The following is a 14,781-nucleotide window of genomic DNA, read 5'->3' as shown; positions in this document are numbered from 1 at the left end:
GCCGCCGATGCTGCCAAAGTTCCCATCAGCCATCGCATCAAGAAATGCGCCTGGAACGACGACTATCTCATCAATGCCATCACTCATATGCGATAGCCCTGCCACGAGAGGGGGGAGATGTCGCCGAAGGCGACAGAGGGGGTCGCCTCGGCTGGCGCAACGCCTTGTGGGACGAAAGAAAGGGTTGGCGCTTCACGCGCGGCAACCCGCTCTGGCCTGCCGGCCATCTTCCCCTCAAGGGGGGAGATTATCCCGCTCAGCCGCTTTCGCCAGAACGAGCTAAGTCGAGACTCAGCCGATCCCGCGCTCGACCAGGAAGCGGTGGCCACCTGACATCGCCGTTGTCTCGACCAGTCGATGGCCGCTCTCGGCGCAGAAGGCGGGAATGTCGATGACGGCGAGCGGGTCGGTGGTTTCGAGCCACAGGCGGCTGCCCGGCTGCATTGCGGCCAGGCGCTTTTTTGCCTTGAGCACGGGCAACGGGCAGTTCAGGCCTTTGAGGTCGTAGACGGCGGCGGGGCTAGCTGAGGGCCTGTGTTCCTGGCCCCCATCGTCTTGCTCAAGCATGAAGTTCAGCCGCCAAACATGCCGAGCAGCTTCTTCTTCAGCCTTGTCGCCGTGCTTTCGGCGTCCGCAGCCTGCGTTTCGGCGACCGGAACGGCCTCCGCGGATGGCGCGACGGTTGCGGTCGCGACAGGCGCTTCGGCTGCCGACTTGGCAGCATCCTTTTCGGCCAATGCCTGCGCCTTGGCGGCTTCCTTCTCGGCCAAGGCCTGTGCCTTGGCTGCCGCTTTCGCTGCCTTCGCCGCTTCTATCGCGGCAAGCCGCTGTTCCTCGGCCTTCTGCTTGGCAGCCTTTTCGGCGTCGAGCGCTGCCATCTTGCGGCCCGCCGGCGAATCGATGCGGCCCATGCGCGCCGTTTCGGCCACCGTGCCGTCCGGGTTGAGCGAGGGCGGCTCGATCGGAACGCGTTCGCCGCGGGCACGCCGCTTCGACCAGTCGGAAACGATGCTGGCTTCCTTGATCCCGGCGATGGTTGGCTTGGGCGCCGGCACGCTGGCCTTTATGGCGCCGTTGAAGGCCGCCTCATAGGTGCTTTGATAGGCGTTGATGGCGCTCTTCAGCGAATCGGGCTGGGTGGTCGGAGGGCAAGGGCCGGTCGGATTGAAGGTCGAGCCGTCGGCCGCAACCTGGTTGAACACGTAGCGCTTCTCGCAGACGTCGACTTTCGGCGGCACCTTGGTGACCTCGAAATTGTCGTAGCCAACCTTCAGCATCTTCCAGAATTCGTAGTTCGGGTCGTTGCGATAGCGCGCCATGTTGGCGGCGGTCATGCGGAACGGAAAAGCCTGGATCTGAAACTCGGTCTGGCCGCCCTGGAAGGCGTCGCGGCCGAAAGCGTAGATCTGCTCGATCTGGGCGTCGGTCATCGAATAGCAGCCCGACGACGAGCAGGCGCCATGGACCATCAGGTTGGAACCGGTGCGGCCATTGGCGCGGTCATAGGCGTTCGGGTAGCCGATATTGAAGGACAGGTGGTAATTCGACCGCGGGTTCATCTGTGCCGGGCGGACCGTGTAAAAGCCTTCCGGCGCCTGGCGGTCGCCTTCGGTGAATTTCGGGCCGAGCTTGCCCGACCATTTGCAGATGTCGTAGCTGGCGACCAGGTCGTAGCGGCCGTTGGTCTTGGCCTTCCAGATTTCGAGCTTGCCTTCTTCCTTGAAGATGCGGGCCATCACCGAGGAGGTGCGGACCATGCCCTTGGCTTTCATTTCGGCCAGGACTTTGTCCGGCAGCGGCTTGTTGGCTTGCGGCGCAAAATCCTTCATCGAAGCGTCATTGCAGCCGGCGACGCCGATCGCAGCGATCAGAACTCCGGTGCGGGCAAGCTTGGCAAACATGGATATGGCTATCGTCTCATCTCTGCGCCGCGGATGCCGCAGCTGCTAAACCGACCGCTGACGGACCTTAAGCCCGTTAACCTTGAAAATTCCTTACCGCAAGTATGCGGCGCGTCCCCTTGCGTTAAGCTCACTGAGCCGAATGCGGCGGCATTTTTGTGGCGAAACTGGTTCACGCCGCCACATTTCAGGCCGCGTGCCTGCGTTGGTTACAGATTGCGGCCCATCGCCAGGTATTTCTCGCGGCGATGCTCGCGGAAGTCGGTGTTGGCGCCGGAGAATTCCTTCATCGTCCTGGCGATGAGGTCGCCGGTGGCGGCGATCACCGTTTCGGGGGCGCGATGGGCACCGCCGAGCGGCTCGGCGATGATCGCGTCGATGATCTTCAGCTCCAGCAGGTCCTGCGCCGTGATCTTCATATTGGTCGCAGCATCCTTGGACCGCGTGGTATCGCGCCACAGGATCGAGGCGGCGCCTTCCGGCGAGATCACCGAATAGATGGCGTGTTCGAGCATGTAGACGCGGTTGGCGGTGGCGATCGCTATGGCGCCGCCCGAGCCGCCTTCGCCGATCACCACCGAGATCGACGGCACCTTCAGGCCAAGGCAGGCCGAGGTCGAGCGGGCGATGGCTTCCGCCTGGCCGCGCTCTTCGGCGTTGACGCCGGGATAGGCGCCGGCCGTGTCGACCAGCGTCAGCAGCGGGATCTGGAAGCGGTCGGCGAGTTCCATCAGCCGCACCGCCTTGCGGTAGCCCTCCGGCCGCACCGAGCCGAAATTATGCTTCAGCCGGCTTGCCGTATCGGAACCCTTCTCCTGGCCGATGATCGCCACCGGCTCGCCACGGAAGCGGGCGAAGCCGCCGACGATCGCCTGGTCTTCGCCGAAATTGCGGTCGCCGGCGAGCGGCGTGAAATCGGTAAGCAGGCCCTTGATGTAGTCGATGCAATGCGGCCTGTCCGGATGGCGCGCCACCTGCACCTTCTGCCACGGCGTCAGCGCTTTGTAGGCGTCGCGCAGCGCATCGCGCGAGCGCTTCTCGAGACGGGCGATCTCATCGCCGACATCGACCGCCTCGCCGTTCTCGGCAAGCTTCTTCAGCTCAAGGATCTTGCCTTCGAGATCCTGCACAGGCTTTTCGAAATCGAGGTAATTGTACATTCTTGGGCGAACCGGCAAGTCGGAAGGCAATGACTGACGCAAGCCCGAAAATGCAGGCTGGGCGCGGTGGAGCGTCGTTCTCACATAGCGACATGACGCCTAGTCGGCAAGCGGATGATGATCGTTGACCAGACGCACCAGCCGCTCCTCCAGCACATGCGTGTATATCTGCGTCGTTGAAATATCGGCATGGCCGAGCAGCTGCTGCACGGCCCTGAGATCGGCGCCGTTCTGCAAGAGATGGCTGGCGAAAGCATGGCGCAGCACATGCGGCGATATCTTCGCCGCGGCAATGCCGGCCCGCGCGGCAAGCCCTTTCAGCTCGCGGGCAAAGACCTGTCTCGAGAGATAGCCGCTGTCGGCGGCGGCCGGAAACAGGAACGGGCTGTCGGCAAGAGCCGGCACCGCCGCCCGGGCGGCAAGCCAGGTCCGCATCGCCGTGCGCGCCTTGGCCGACAGCGGCACCATGCGTTCCTTGTTGCCCTTGCCGCGCACCATGAAGAAGCGGTCGTCGCGCTGCGCCACCGTCACGGGGAGGCCGACCAGCTCCGAAACGCGCAAGCCGGTGGCGTAGAGCACCTCGACCAGCGCGTGCAGGCGCAGCGCCGCCAGGCTGTCGCCGTCATGCAGGGAGGGGTCCATTGCCTCCTGCGCGGCACGGTCGAGCAGCCGGCCGGTATCGGCCTCGCTCATCGTCTTCGGCAGCGGCCGGCCTTTCCTCGGACTGTCCAGCGTGCCGGTCGGATCGTCGCCGCGCAGGCCCTCGGCATAGAGGAACTTGAAGAACTGCCGGATCGCCGACAATTTGCGCGCCTGCGAGGTGGCGGCAAAGCCGCGCGCGGCGATGTCGTCGAGATAGGCACGGATATCGGCGCTGGTGGCAGCGGCAAGCCCACCGCCGATCCCGGCGGAAGCGTCTTCGAGGTCGCGGCGATAGGAGGAAAGCGTGTTTTCGGCGGCGCCGCGCTCGGCGCTCATCATCTCCAGGAACGCTTCGATGCGAGCGGCGCTGTTCATTTTTTGGGATTGAGCTTTTCCGGAGGGATGCGCACGCTCATTTCCGCCTTCCTCGGCTCGACGAACATGACCAGGGCGAACATCGCGCCATAGACAATGCCGGCCAGAATCGCGAGCGTCACGACAAAGCGAAACAGTGTTGGCATTAATTTTCGCCCGTCGTCTTATTCTGCATTTCCAACCCTGTGCCCTTATGAGACGCCAATCCGGCCAATTCAAGGGTGAAGCCCATAGTCCCGGTTGCGCCGCGCTTGACGCAAACAGGCTTTTGATGTCGATACGCCGCCAAAGAGGCCCTAGAAGCATGAACGCGCTACCAGCAAATCCTCCGGGCGAGAGCCATGCCGCGCTGCTCGGCCGGCTGGGCGGCCGTTCCATCGTCTTTGTCGGGCTGATGGGCGCCGGCAAGACCGCGATCGGCCGCAAGGTGGCGGCGATGCTGGCACTGCCCTTCATCGACAGCGACCAGGAGATCGAAAGCGTCTCGCGCATGAGCGTCCCGGACCTGTTCGAGCGCTATGGCGAGGCGGAGTTCCGGGCACTGGAGCAGCGCGTCATCCTGCGTGTGCTGGAGCACGGGCCGCAGGTGCTGTCGACCGGCGGCGGTGCCTTCATGAACGCGCAGACGCGCGAGGCGATCGCCAGCCATGGCGTTTCGGTTTGGCTGAAGGCCGAGATCGACCTGTTGATGGAGCGCGTTTCCAAGAAACAGAACCGGCCGCTGCTGAAAAGCGCCGATCCGCGCGCCGTGCTTGAACGGCTGATGGCGGAACGCTACCCGGTTTATGCCGCGGCCGATGTCGTCGTGCCGACCCGCGACGACCGCAAGGAGATCATTGCCGCCGAAGTGGTGGACGCGCTGCGCGGCCATCTTGGCGTTGCCGGCATCGACGAGGTGCGGTCGTGAGCGCTGATGCAACGGTCACTGTCGAAGTCGGGCTTGGCGAGCGTGCCTACGATATCTTGATCGGCCCCGGCCTGCTGTCACGCGCCGGCGCCGAGATCTCGCGCCGTCTGCCGGGAACGCGGGCGGCGGTCGTCACCGACGAAAACGTCGCTAGCGCGCATCTCGCAGCGCTTGCGGCCGGCCTGGCAAGCGGTGGCATCCAACATGCCGTCATCACGCTGCCGCCAGGCGAAAAGACCAAGAGCTTTGCGCATCTCGAGGAGGTGGTCGACGGCGTGCTGGCCGCCAAGCTGGAGCGCGGCGATGTCGTCATCGCGCTCGGCGGCGGCGTCATCGGCGACCTGGCCGGCTTCGCCGCCGGCATCGCGCGGCGCGGCATGAACTTCGTGCAGGTTCCGACCTCGCTGCTGGCGCAGGTCGATTCCTCCGTCGGCGGCAAGACCGGCATCAACAGCAAGCGCGGCAAGAACCTCGTCGGGGTATTCCACCAGCCGAAGCTGGTGCTGGCCGACACCGAAGTGCTCGACACGCTGCCGATCCGCGAGTTTCGCGCCGGCTATGCCGAACTGGCCAAATATGGGCTGATCGACCGGCCCGAGTTTTTCGCCTGGCTGGAAGAAAACTGGCGTCAAGTGTTTGCCGGCGGGCCGGAGCGGGCTGCGGCCATCGCCGAGGCCTGTCGTGCCAAGGCCGACGTCGTTGCCCGCGACGAGTTCGAGACCGGCGACCGCGCGTTGCTCAATCTCGGCCACACCTTCGGTCATGCGCTGGAGGCGGCAACCGGCTATGACGGCGCAAGGCTCGTGCATGGCGAGGGCGTCGCCATCGGCATGGCGCTGGCGCACCGCTTTTCGTCAAGGCTCAATTTGGCGAGCCCCGACGACGCTGCGCGTGTCGAGGCGCATCTTCGCGCCGTCGGTCTGCCCTGGCGGATGGCCGACATTCCAGGCGAACTGCCCGACGCCGAGACGCTGTTCTCCTTCATCACCCAGGACAAGAAGGTGTCGCGCGGCGCGCTGACCTTCATCCTGACGCGCGGCGTCGGACAGGCCTTCATCGCCAGGGATGTGCCGGCCTCGGAAGTGCTGGCGTTCCTCCGGGAGAACCATCCGGGTCGGCAGGAAAGCCGGCCGGGATGAGCCAGGCCGGCTGGATCGCGGCTGCCGTGCTCGCCGGCCTCGGCGTGCTGGGCTTCGTCTTGCGCCGGCGCCTGCTTGCCGCCTTCGGCTACGAGCTGCAACGCATGGAGCCGCAGCGCTCTGCGCGCGAGGAACTGCGCGGCGCCGTCGACGATTTCCGCCGCGACGGCCAGGTGGTGCGCGAGGACCGCGCCCGCATCGGCGGCCTGTTCGACCTCGAGGAGCTCGAAGTGTCGGACGTCATGGTCCACCGCACCAATATGCGCTCCGTCAACGCCGACGACCCGCCCGAAGCGGTGGTGCGCGAGATCCTGCAGAGCCCGCACACCCGCATGCCGTTATGGAAGGGTTCGCTCGACAACATTGTCGGCGTGCTGCACGCGAAGGATCTGCTGCGCGCGCTGAACGAGGTCGGCAACGATTTTTCCAGGATCGACGTGATGAAGATCGCGTCGAAACCGTGGTTCGTGCCCGACACCACGACGCTTCAGGAGCAGCTCAATGCCTTCCTGCGCCGCAAGGCGCATTTCGCCATCGTCGTCGACGAATATGGCGAGGTCGAAGGGCTGGTGACGCTGGAGGACATCATCGAGGAGATCGTCGGCGAGATCGCCGACGAGCACGACATCGACATCCAGGGCGTCAAGCAGGAGGCCGACGGCTCCGTCGTCGTCGACGGCACGGTGCCGATCCGCGACCTTAATCGGGCGCTCGACTGGAACCTGCCGGACGAGGAAGCCACCACCATCGCCGGCCTTGTCATCCACGAGGCGCAGTCGATCCCGGACGAAAAGCAGGCCTTTACGTTTCACGGCAAGCGCTTCGTCGTCATGAAGCGCGACAAGAACCGTATCGCGCGGCTGAGGATCAAGCCGGCGATGCTTGGAGAATGACAGTGCGCACCTTGTGGCAGCCGTGGGCAGTCAGGCGTTGATGAAGATCGATCGGCGAAGCCTGCTTCTGGCGTCGATGGCGGCGCTGCTGCCGGGACAGGCTGCGGCGGCATTGCGGCTGCGTTCGCCGTCGCCCGAAACCTTCGACTATGGGCCGGCCAAGCTCGACATTTATTCCCGCGACGGCGCAAGCGGCCTGCCGGTCGTCTTTTTCGTCCATGGCGGCGCCTGGCGAGTCGGCAACCGCGGCAACGTCAATGCCAAGCCGCAATTCCTGCTCGACAATGGCTTCGGCTTCGTCTCGATCGACTACCGGATGCTGCCCAAGGCCGACGTCGCCACCCAGGCGGCAGATGTCGAACTGGCCTATCGTTACGTCCGCGCCAACATCGCCAGGCATGGCGGCGATCCGGACCGGATCGTCGCCATGGGCCATTCGGCCGGCTGCCATCTCGTCGCATTGACCGGGCTGCGCGGCGGCCTGCCCGGCGTCGCGGCGCTGGTTCTCGACGACACCAGGGCCTACGATCTGGAGGCGCTGGCCAGAAGCGGCGGCATGGCAGGGGTCTATGCCCGCGCCTTTCCCGATCCGGCGCAGTGGCGCGCGCTGTCGCCTGTCACCTACGTCGAAGGCCGCAAGCACCCGCCGACCTTCATCGCCCATTCGCGCGCGAAAGCCCGCGCGGCGGATGCGCAGGCCTTCGCCGGGCGTCTGCGCGCCACCGGAACCAGGGTCACGCTGTTCGACGGCAGCGCCTATTCGCACATGTCGATCAATCGCGACTTCGGCACCGAGGGCGATGCATTGACCGCCGCGGTGATGGCTTTCCTGAGGGCGAGCCTCGGCTGAAATTACCAGCGGGTCTTTTCGCCGGGCGCCGCCGGCTCGATCGCCAGGGCGTGCACGCCGGATTTCAATTCCTCGGCCAGCAATGTGTTGACGGCGCGGTGACGTTCGACGCGGCTCATGCCGGCAAAGGCTGGCGCGACGATGCGGACGCGAAAATGCGTCTCGCCGGTGCCGTCGAAGGTGGCGTGATGGCCGGAATCCACATGATGATGCCCGGCATGGAGATGGCTTTCGTTGATGACGGCCAGCCGTTCCGGCGAAAACGCCTTTTTCAGCTTGTCTTCCATCGTTGCCTGTATGGACATCGCCGCTTCCCTTCACCACATCTATGTCATCGCACAAAATTCGCAATTCGCCGGTTTTATGCCGCGATTCAGCGGTTAGGGCGATCATCGCGAAAATGTCAATTCTTGTTTCGCATCCGCGAACAGCCCATAAATGGGTGAGATGAAGCCGTACCCAAAATATTTCGAGAAGATTCGTATCCGCCCGGAGAAGGACGCGGAGCTGAAGTCGCGTTCGCCGATCTGCCAGTGGGATGGCTGCAAGGAGGCCGGTACCCACCGTGCCCCGGTCGGACGGATGAAGGAAGGCGAGTATTTCCAGTTCTGCTTCGACCATGTGCGCGAGTACAACAAAGGCTTCAATTATTTCTCGGGCGTTCCCGACACCGAGATCGCCCGCTTCCAGAAGGAAGCCATGACCGGCCACCGGCCGACCTGGAAAATGGGCGTCAACGGCGCATCGACCCGCTCCTCGCCGGACTTTGCCCAGGCGCGCTCCGGTCGCGCCGGCTACTACAATCGCATGCGCGATCCGTTCGACCTGTTCAAAGGCCCGAAGGACCCGCGCGAAGCACGCGAGCGCAAGGCCAAGCCGCTTGAGGCCAAGGCACTGGAAACGCTTGGCCTTGATACAAAGGCAACTGGCAAGGATATCAAGGCGCGCTATAAGGAACTTGTGAAACGCCACCATCCGGATGCGAATGGCGGCGACAGAGGTTCGGAAGACCGGTTCCGCGATGTGCTCCAGGCGTATCGCGTGCTCAAGCAGGCAGGTTTGTGCTGAGCGACCTTACGGTTCGTGTCGTTTTCCAACTTTCATAAGGTTGGAAAAGGCTCTAAGACCGCCCCCGAACAAAATCGATTGCCGGCGAAACGCGGCGTTTCGCTTGTGGAGACGTTGATAGAGATGAACAAGGTCGATCGCGACATCGCCAACCTGCCCGACACCACGGTGTCGGTGAAGGAGACATTCGGCTTCGACTCCAAGATGGTGGTGCCGGCCTATGCGGTGACGAGCGAGCATGTCCCCGACATCGACCCGGACTACCTGTTCGACAAGAACACGACCATGGCGATCCTCGCCGGCTTTGCCTACAACCGTCGGGTCATGGTGTCGGGCTATCACGGGACCGGCAAGTCGACGCATATCGAGCAGGTCGCCGCCCGGCTCAACTGGCCTTGCGTGCGCGTCAACCTCGACAGCCATGTCAGCCGTATCGACCTCGTCGGCAAGGACGCCATCGTCGTCAAGGACGGGCTGCAGATCACCGAGTTCCGCGACGGCATCCTGCCCTGGGCCTACCAGCACAATGTCGCGCTGTGCTTCGACGAGTACGATGCCGGCCGCCCGGACGTGATGTTCGTCATCCAGCGCGTGCTGGAATCGTCGGGCCGGCTGACGCTGCTCGACCAGAGCCGGGTCATCCGCCCGCACCCGGCCTTCCGGCTGTTTTCGACCGCCAACACGGTTGGGCTGGGCGACACCACCGGCCTCTATCATGGCACCCAGCAGATCAACCAGGCGCAGATGGACCGCTGGTCGATCGTCACCACGCTGAACTACCTGCCGCACGACAATGAAGTGAACATCGTGCTGGCCAAGGCCAAGCATTACCGCGACGGCAAGGGCAAGGAGATCGTCAACAAGATGGTGCGTGTCGCCGACATGACGCGCTCGGCCTTCATCAACGGCGATCTGTCGACGGTGATGAGCCCGCGTACGGTTATCACCTGGGCCGAGAATGCCGAGATCTTCGGCAATATCGGCATGGCGTTCCGGCTGACCTTCCTCAACAAATGCGACGAGCTCGAACGCTCGCTGGTGGCCGAGTTCTACCAACGCGCCTTCGGCGAGGATCTGCCGGAATCGGCGGCGAATGTGGTGCTGGGCTAAGCAGAGTCTCGATGGCGGGTCCGGGCGACAACACGCGAAACAAATCCAAGACCGGCGCTGAGAACGACAGCTTCAAGCGCGCCGTCACCGTCTGCATGCGCGCCATCGCCGGCGACAAGGATCTCGAGGTCGGTTTCGCCAAGGATCGGCCGGCGCTGGCCGGCAGCCGCGCCCGGCTGCCGGAACTGCCGAAGAAAGCGTCGAAGGCGGACATCGCCATCACCCGCGGGCTCGGCGATTCCATGGCGCTGAAGCGCGCCTGCCACGATTCGCGCATCCACACCAGGCTGGCCCCGGAAGGCAAACAGGCCCGCGCCATCTATGACGCGGTCGAGCAGGCCCGGGTGGAGGCGATCGGCAGCCGCGCCATGCAGGGCGTCGCCGACAATATCGGCTCGATGCTCGAGGACAAATACGCCAGGGCCAACCTCGTCGACGTCAAGGACAAGGCCGACGCGCCGATCGAGGAAGCGCTGGCGCTGATGGTGCGCGAAAAGCTGACCGGCCGCACTGTGCCGAAGAGCGGCGAACGGCTGGTCGATCTCTGGCGCCCCTGGGTCGAGGAAAAAGCCAGTGCCGATCTGGACGGGCTGTCGGCAAAGCTCGACGACCAGCAGGCGTTCGCCCGCGTCGTGCGCGAGATGCTCGCCTCCATGGAAATGGCGGAGGAGCTCGGCGACGACCAGGAGACGGAAGACTCCGAGGACAACGACGAAAACCAGCCGCAAGGCGAGGAGCAGAGCGAGGAGGGCGGCGAAGACGATTCGGGCTCCGAGCAGTCGCAGTCCGAGGATACAGAGGCATCGTCGGACGACGAGCAATCGGCCGAGACGGAAGCCTCCGACGCCACCGCCGAGGATCTCTCCGACGATGACGACGCCGATGCGGAGACGCCCGGCGAGGCGCGCCGCAACGACAATCCCTTCACCAATCTGCCGAAAGAGATCGACTACAAGGTCTTCACCACGGCCTTCGACGAGACCGTTGGTGCGGAGGAACTGTGCGAGGAGGAGGAGCTCGACCGACTGCGCGCCTTCCTCGACAAGCAGCTCGCCAACCTTTCCGGCGTCGTCGGGCGGCTGGCCAACCGGCTGCAGCGCCGCCTGATGGCGCAGCAGAACCGCTCCTGGGATTTCGACCTCGAAGAAGGCTATCTCGATCCGGCACGGCTGGTGCGCGTCGTCATCGACCCGATGCAGCCTCTGTCCTTCAAGCAGGAGCGCGATACCAAATTCCGCGACACGGTGGTGTCGCTGGTGCTCGACAATTCGGGTTCAATGCGCGGCCGGCCGATCACGGTCGCCGCGACCTGCGCCGACATCCTGGCGCGCACGCTGGAACGCTGCGGCGTCTCGGTCGAAATCCTCGGCTTCACCACCCGCGCCTGGAAGGGCGGGCAGGCGCGCGAGAAATGGCTGAAGGAAGGCAAACCGCCGAACCCCGGCCGGCTCAACGATCTGCGCCACATCATCTACAAATCCGCCGACCATCCGTGGCGGCGGGCGCGCCGCAATCTCGGCCTGATGATGCGCGAGGGCCTGCTCAAGGAAAACATCGACGGCGAGGCGCTGCTGTGGGCGCACAACCGGCTGATCGCGCGGCCGGAGCAGCGCAAGATCCTGATGATGATCTCCGACGGCGCGCCGGTCGACGATTCGACGCTGTCGGTCAACCCCGGCAATTATCTCGAGCGGCATCTGCGGGCCATCATCGAACTCATCGAGACGCGCTCTCCGGTCGAGCTTTTGGCCATCGGCATCGGCCACGACGTCACCCGCTACTATCGCCGCGCCGTCACCATCGTCGATGCCGAAGAACTGGCCGGCGCCATGACCGAGCAGCTGGCCTCGCTGTTCGCCGAGGAAACCGTGCGCGACACGCGGCGCGGCGGCATGCGGCGCGCCGGATGATTTTTTCCCGCGGCGGCTTTTGGCAGAAGCTTTTGGCCGCCATTGCGTTGTTAGGCATCAGTTTGGCGCCAGCTGTCGCTGCCGGCCCGGCCTCGGTCGAGCCGGCCGAAATCACGGCACGGCCGATCAGCGAATTCCACATCGGCCGGCCGGACAAACAGTTCGGGCCGCTCGAATTCATCGGCGGGCTCGAAATGACCTCGTCGACGCGCGATTTCGGCGCGCTGTCGGCACTTCGGTTCCTCGAGCCCGGCAGCGATTTCATCGGCGTCGCCGACACCGGCTTCTGGTTCTTCGGCACCCTCGTCCACGATGCCGAGAAGCGGCCTTCCGGCATCCAGAATTTTCGCATGCAGCAGATGGTCGATTCGGCCGGTCAGCCGATCGACGAGAAATGGGCGGTCGATGCCGAAGGCCTCGCGGTCAAGGACGGCATTGCCACGGTCGGTTTCGAGGGCGATCACCGTATCGCAGAGTTCAAGATCGATCCGGACGGCATGAAGGCGCCGTTCAGGCAATTGGGCTTCCTGATTCCAGCCTGGGAACTTCGCCGCAATCGCGGCTTTGAGACCGTCACCCGCGCCAACCCCAACGGGCAGCACGCGGGCGGACTGGTCGTGGTGTCGGAAAAGAGCCTCGACAAGGCCGGCAACATCTTTGCCGCGATCATCGAAGGGCCGCACAAGGGCGTCTTCACCGTCAAGCGCAATGGCGATTTCGACATCACCGACGGCGCCTTCCTGCCGGACGGCGACCTGTTGCTTCTGGAGCGCAGTTTTTCGATGGCCGGCGGCGTCAAGATGCGGCTGCGGCGCATCTATGGCGAAGGCGTCGAGAAGGGCGCCGTCGCCGACGGGCCGGTGCTGCTCGAAGCCGACATGGGCTACCAGATCGACAACATGGAAGCGCTCGACGTCTGGACCCGCGACGATGGCGCGCTGATCGTGTCGCTGATGTCCGATGACAACCACTCGATCCTGCAGCGCAATCTTTACCTGGAATTTGTGCTGCACGAGGATTGACGCGCGACAGGCCTGCTGGCCGACAGCATCGCTGGCATTTCCGCGCCGTTTTGCAGCGGAGGCAATTTCCCCTGGCAATGACCCGCGTCGCGGGTTTTCCAGCCGGCTCTCACCATCTGAAAAAATACTTTAGTCGTGACTTGACAATTTGCGTCATCGGCGAAATACTCAAGTCCATGCTTAAGTATTCCGAGATCGACAGTATCCTGCGGGCTCTTGCCGAGCCGACGCGCCGGGCAATCCTGGAAAGGCTGAGCCGCGGGCCGGCCACCGTCAGCCAGTTGGCGGAGCCGTTCGGCATGACCTTCGCCGCCGTACTCCAGCATCTCCAGGCGCTGGAAGCGTGCGGGCTGATCCGCAGCGAGAAGGTCGGACGCGTGCGCACCTGCCGGATCGAGCCCGGCGGGCTGGCCCCGCTCGCCGACTGGATCGCCGCGCGCCGTACACTGGCCGAACGCCAGCTCGACCGTCTCGGCCAGATCCTGGCGGAGACTGATCAACCGAACGCAACACTCCACGACCAGGAAAAGGACGACAAGAAATGAACCAGATTGGCCCGGTTAACGACGAGCACTCCGTCATCCATTCGACCTTCACGATCGAGCGGACCTATCCGCAATCGCCCGAGAGCGTCTTCTTCGCCTTTGCCGACAAGGCGACGGTGCGGCGCTGGCGTGTCGAAGGCGACGGCTTCACCATCGCCGAATTCACCTTCGATTTCCGTGTCGGCGGCAGCGAGGTTTCGCGGTTCAGCTACCAGGGCGGCCCGGAGATCAGGCTCGATGCGCAGTTCCAGGACATCATCCCTGACCGGCGCATCGTATTTTCATACCGGATGGCGGTCGGGGCGCAGCCGCTGTCGGCGTCGCTCACCACGGTCGAGCTTGCACCTTCCGGCGAGGGCACCCGCCTGACCTATACCGAACAGGGTGCGTTCTTCGATGGCGTCGATTCAGCGCAAGGGCGCGAGGAGGGCACACGCGGGCTGCTGCAGGCGCTCGCCGCCGAGCTTCAGAAGGCGAAGTAGAGGTTCGTCGGCGTGGCGGGCGGCGACCACAAGGCCCGCCCGGATTGCGAGGTGGCCTATTGCCCCTTGGTCGCGAGCCAGACGATGTGCCGGGCGCCGCGCTTGCCGTGAGCCCGCACCTTGACCTCCTCGACCGTGAAGCCGCCCTGCTTGAGCCTTCGGGTGAAACCTGCGTCAGGGCCCTGCGACCAGACCGCCAGCACACCGCCGGGCTTGAGAGCTGCTCTCGCGCTGATCAGGCCGGCTGCGCCGTAGAGCGCATCGTTGGCCTTGTAGACGATGCCCTCGGGGCCGTTGTCGACGTCGAGCAGGATCGCGTCCCAGGCCGAAGCTTGCGATCGGATGAGCTGACCGACATCGGCCTCGCGAATGCCGACACGCCGGTCGTCAAGGCAACCGTCGAAAACTTCGGCCATCGGGCCGCGCGCCCACGCCACGACCGCCGGCACCAATTCGGCAACGGTGACCTGCGCATCGTCGCCGAGCTCGGCCAGCGCCGCGCGCAAGGTAAAGCCCATGCCGAGGCCGCCGATCAGGATGTTCGGGGTCCGGCGGCCGGCAATCCTTTGGCAGGACAGTTTCGCCAGCGCCTCTTCGGAACCGCTGAGCCGGCTGTTCATCAGCTCGTTGGCGCCAAGCATGATCGAGAATTCGCCGCCGCGCCGCTTCAGGCGGAGTTCCTGTCCGCCGTCAGGCGTTTTTGCCGAGTCCAGTTGAAGCCAGGGGATCATGCTCGATAGTCTTTGAGCATGATCTTGTCCGAAAACCGGTTCCCAC

General features: G+C 64.5%; 17 protein-coding genes. 10 read left to right on the top strand and 7 right to left on the bottom strand.

Annotated features, from left to right (window positions below; genetic code table 11):
* Window positions 1-291: 291 nt before the first annotated feature.
* From NKJ15_RS18875 to NKJ15_RS18855, 5 genes are all read right to left on the bottom strand, one after another.
* Window positions 292-567, bottom strand: coding sequence for a sulfurtransferase TusA family protein (locus NKJ15_RS18875; RefSeq protein WP_352816746.1), 276 nt, complete (start codon window positions 565-567; stop codon window positions 292-294).
* 5 nt (window positions 568-572) lie between these two features.
* Window positions 573-1,901, bottom strand: a complete 1,329-nt coding sequence (locus NKJ15_RS18870) for a L,D-transpeptidase family protein (RefSeq protein WP_352616130.1) — start codon at window positions 1,899-1,901, stop codon at window positions 573-575.
* Window positions 1,902-2,110: 209 nt separating this feature from the next.
* A complete protein-coding gene (locus tag NKJ15_RS18865; protein WP_352471457.1) occupies window positions 2,111-3,061 on the bottom strand; it encodes an acetyl-CoA carboxylase carboxyltransferase subunit alpha in 951 nt (316 codons plus the stop codon).
* A 99-nt stretch (window positions 3,062-3,160) separates the two neighbouring features.
* The gene (locus NKJ15_RS18860) at window positions 3,161-4,078 is read right to left on the bottom strand and encodes a site-specific tyrosine recombinase XerD (RefSeq protein ID WP_352816744.1); all 918 of its coding nucleotides are present in this window, start codon (window positions 4,076-4,078) and stop codon (window positions 3,161-3,163) included.
* Entirely contained in the window at window positions 4,075-4,224 is a 150-nt protein-coding gene (locus tag NKJ15_RS18855; protein ID WP_023677884.1) for a hypothetical protein, read from the bottom strand. Before NKJ15_RS18855 ends, NKJ15_RS18860 begins: the two co-directional genes overlap by 4 nt.
* Before the next feature lie 158 nt (window positions 4,225-4,382).
* Between NKJ15_RS18855 and NKJ15_RS18850 the strand changes: the two genes are divergently transcribed.
* Genes NKJ15_RS18850 through NKJ15_RS18835 form a run of 4 tightly spaced genes read left to right on the top strand, consistent with a single transcriptional unit; the run spans window position 4,383 to window position 7,867 of the window.
* Window positions 4,383-4,985: a shikimate kinase gene (locus NKJ15_RS18850; protein WP_352471455.1), complete on the top strand. Its 603-nt coding sequence runs from the start codon at window positions 4,383-4,385 to the stop codon at window positions 4,983-4,985.
* On the top strand, window positions 4,982-6,124 hold the full coding sequence (gene aroB, locus NKJ15_RS18845; protein ID WP_352816741.1) for a 3-dehydroquinate synthase: 1,143 nt from the start codon (window positions 4,982-4,984) through the stop codon (window positions 6,122-6,124). Before NKJ15_RS18850 ends, aroB begins: the two co-directional genes overlap by 4 nt.
* Entirely contained in the window at window positions 6,121-7,017 is an 897-nt protein-coding gene (locus tag NKJ15_RS18840; RefSeq protein WP_352471453.1) for an HlyC/CorC family transporter, read from the top strand. The genes aroB and NKJ15_RS18840 overlap by 4 nt, the downstream gene beginning before the upstream one ends.
* Before the next feature lie 40 nt (window positions 7,018-7,057).
* Window positions 7,058-7,867, top strand: coding sequence for an alpha/beta hydrolase (locus tag NKJ15_RS18835; RefSeq protein ID WP_352616095.1), 810 nt, complete (start codon window positions 7,058-7,060; stop codon window positions 7,865-7,867).
* Between the two features lie 2 nt (window positions 7,868-7,869).
* Here the strand turns inward: NKJ15_RS18835 and NKJ15_RS18830 are convergent, their stop codons facing one another.
* Complete coding sequence (locus NKJ15_RS18830; protein WP_352471452.1) at window positions 7,870-8,172, bottom strand: BolA family protein; 303 nt, start codon at window positions 8,170-8,172, stop codon at window positions 7,870-7,872.
* Between the two features lie 133 nt (window positions 8,173-8,305).
* Between NKJ15_RS18830 and NKJ15_RS18825 the strand changes: the two genes are divergently transcribed.
* The 6 genes from NKJ15_RS18825 to NKJ15_RS18800 all read left to right on the top strand — a co-directional run bounded on the left by NKJ15_RS18825 (window position 8,306) and on the right by NKJ15_RS18800 (window position 14,004).
* Entirely contained in the window at window positions 8,306-8,935 is a 630-nt protein-coding gene (locus NKJ15_RS18825; RefSeq protein ID WP_036238769.1) for a J domain-containing protein, read from the top strand.
* Between the two features lie 123 nt (window positions 8,936-9,058).
* On the top strand, window positions 9,059-10,045 hold the full coding sequence (gene cobS, locus NKJ15_RS18820; protein ID WP_352451201.1) for a cobaltochelatase subunit CobS: 987 nt from the start codon (window positions 9,059-9,061) through the stop codon (window positions 10,043-10,045).
* Between the two features lie 11 nt (window positions 10,046-10,056).
* A complete protein-coding gene (gene cobT / locus NKJ15_RS18815) occupies window positions 10,057-11,955 on the top strand; it encodes a cobaltochelatase subunit CobT (RefSeq protein ID WP_352816737.1) in 1,899 nt (632 codons plus the stop codon).
* Complete coding sequence (locus tag NKJ15_RS18810) at window positions 11,952-12,977, top strand: esterase-like activity of phytase family protein (protein WP_352816734.1); 1,026 nt, start codon at window positions 11,952-11,954, stop codon at window positions 12,975-12,977. The genes cobT and NKJ15_RS18810 overlap by 4 nt, the downstream gene beginning before the upstream one ends.
* Window positions 12,978-13,153: 176 nt before the next feature.
* Window positions 13,154-13,522 carry an ArsR/SmtB family transcription factor gene (locus tag NKJ15_RS18805; RefSeq protein WP_352710074.1) on the top strand — a complete coding sequence of 123 codons (369 nt, stop codon included), beginning with the start codon at window positions 13,154-13,156 and terminating at the stop codon, window positions 13,520-13,522.
* Window positions 13,519-14,004 carry an SRPBCC family protein gene (locus tag NKJ15_RS18800; RefSeq protein ID WP_352816731.1) on the top strand — a complete coding sequence of 162 codons (486 nt, stop codon included), beginning with the start codon at window positions 13,519-13,521 and terminating at the stop codon, window positions 14,002-14,004. Before NKJ15_RS18805 ends, NKJ15_RS18800 begins: the two co-directional genes overlap by 4 nt.
* A 56-nt stretch (window positions 14,005-14,060) precedes the next feature.
* Here the strand turns inward: NKJ15_RS18800 and NKJ15_RS18795 are convergent, their stop codons facing one another.
* Window positions 14,061-14,735 carry a spermidine synthase gene (locus NKJ15_RS18795; protein ID WP_352816728.1) on the bottom strand — a complete coding sequence of 225 codons (675 nt, stop codon included), beginning with the start codon at window positions 14,733-14,735 and terminating at the stop codon, window positions 14,061-14,063.
* Window positions 14,736-14,781: the final 46 nt, after the last annotated feature.

It is taken from the genome of Mesorhizobium sp. M0207 (assembly GCF_040321995.1).
Taxonomy (GTDB): domain Bacteria; phylum Pseudomonadota; class Alphaproteobacteria; order Rhizobiales; family Rhizobiaceae; genus Mesorhizobium.
This window is presented reverse-complemented; position numbering and strand designations above follow the sequence as displayed.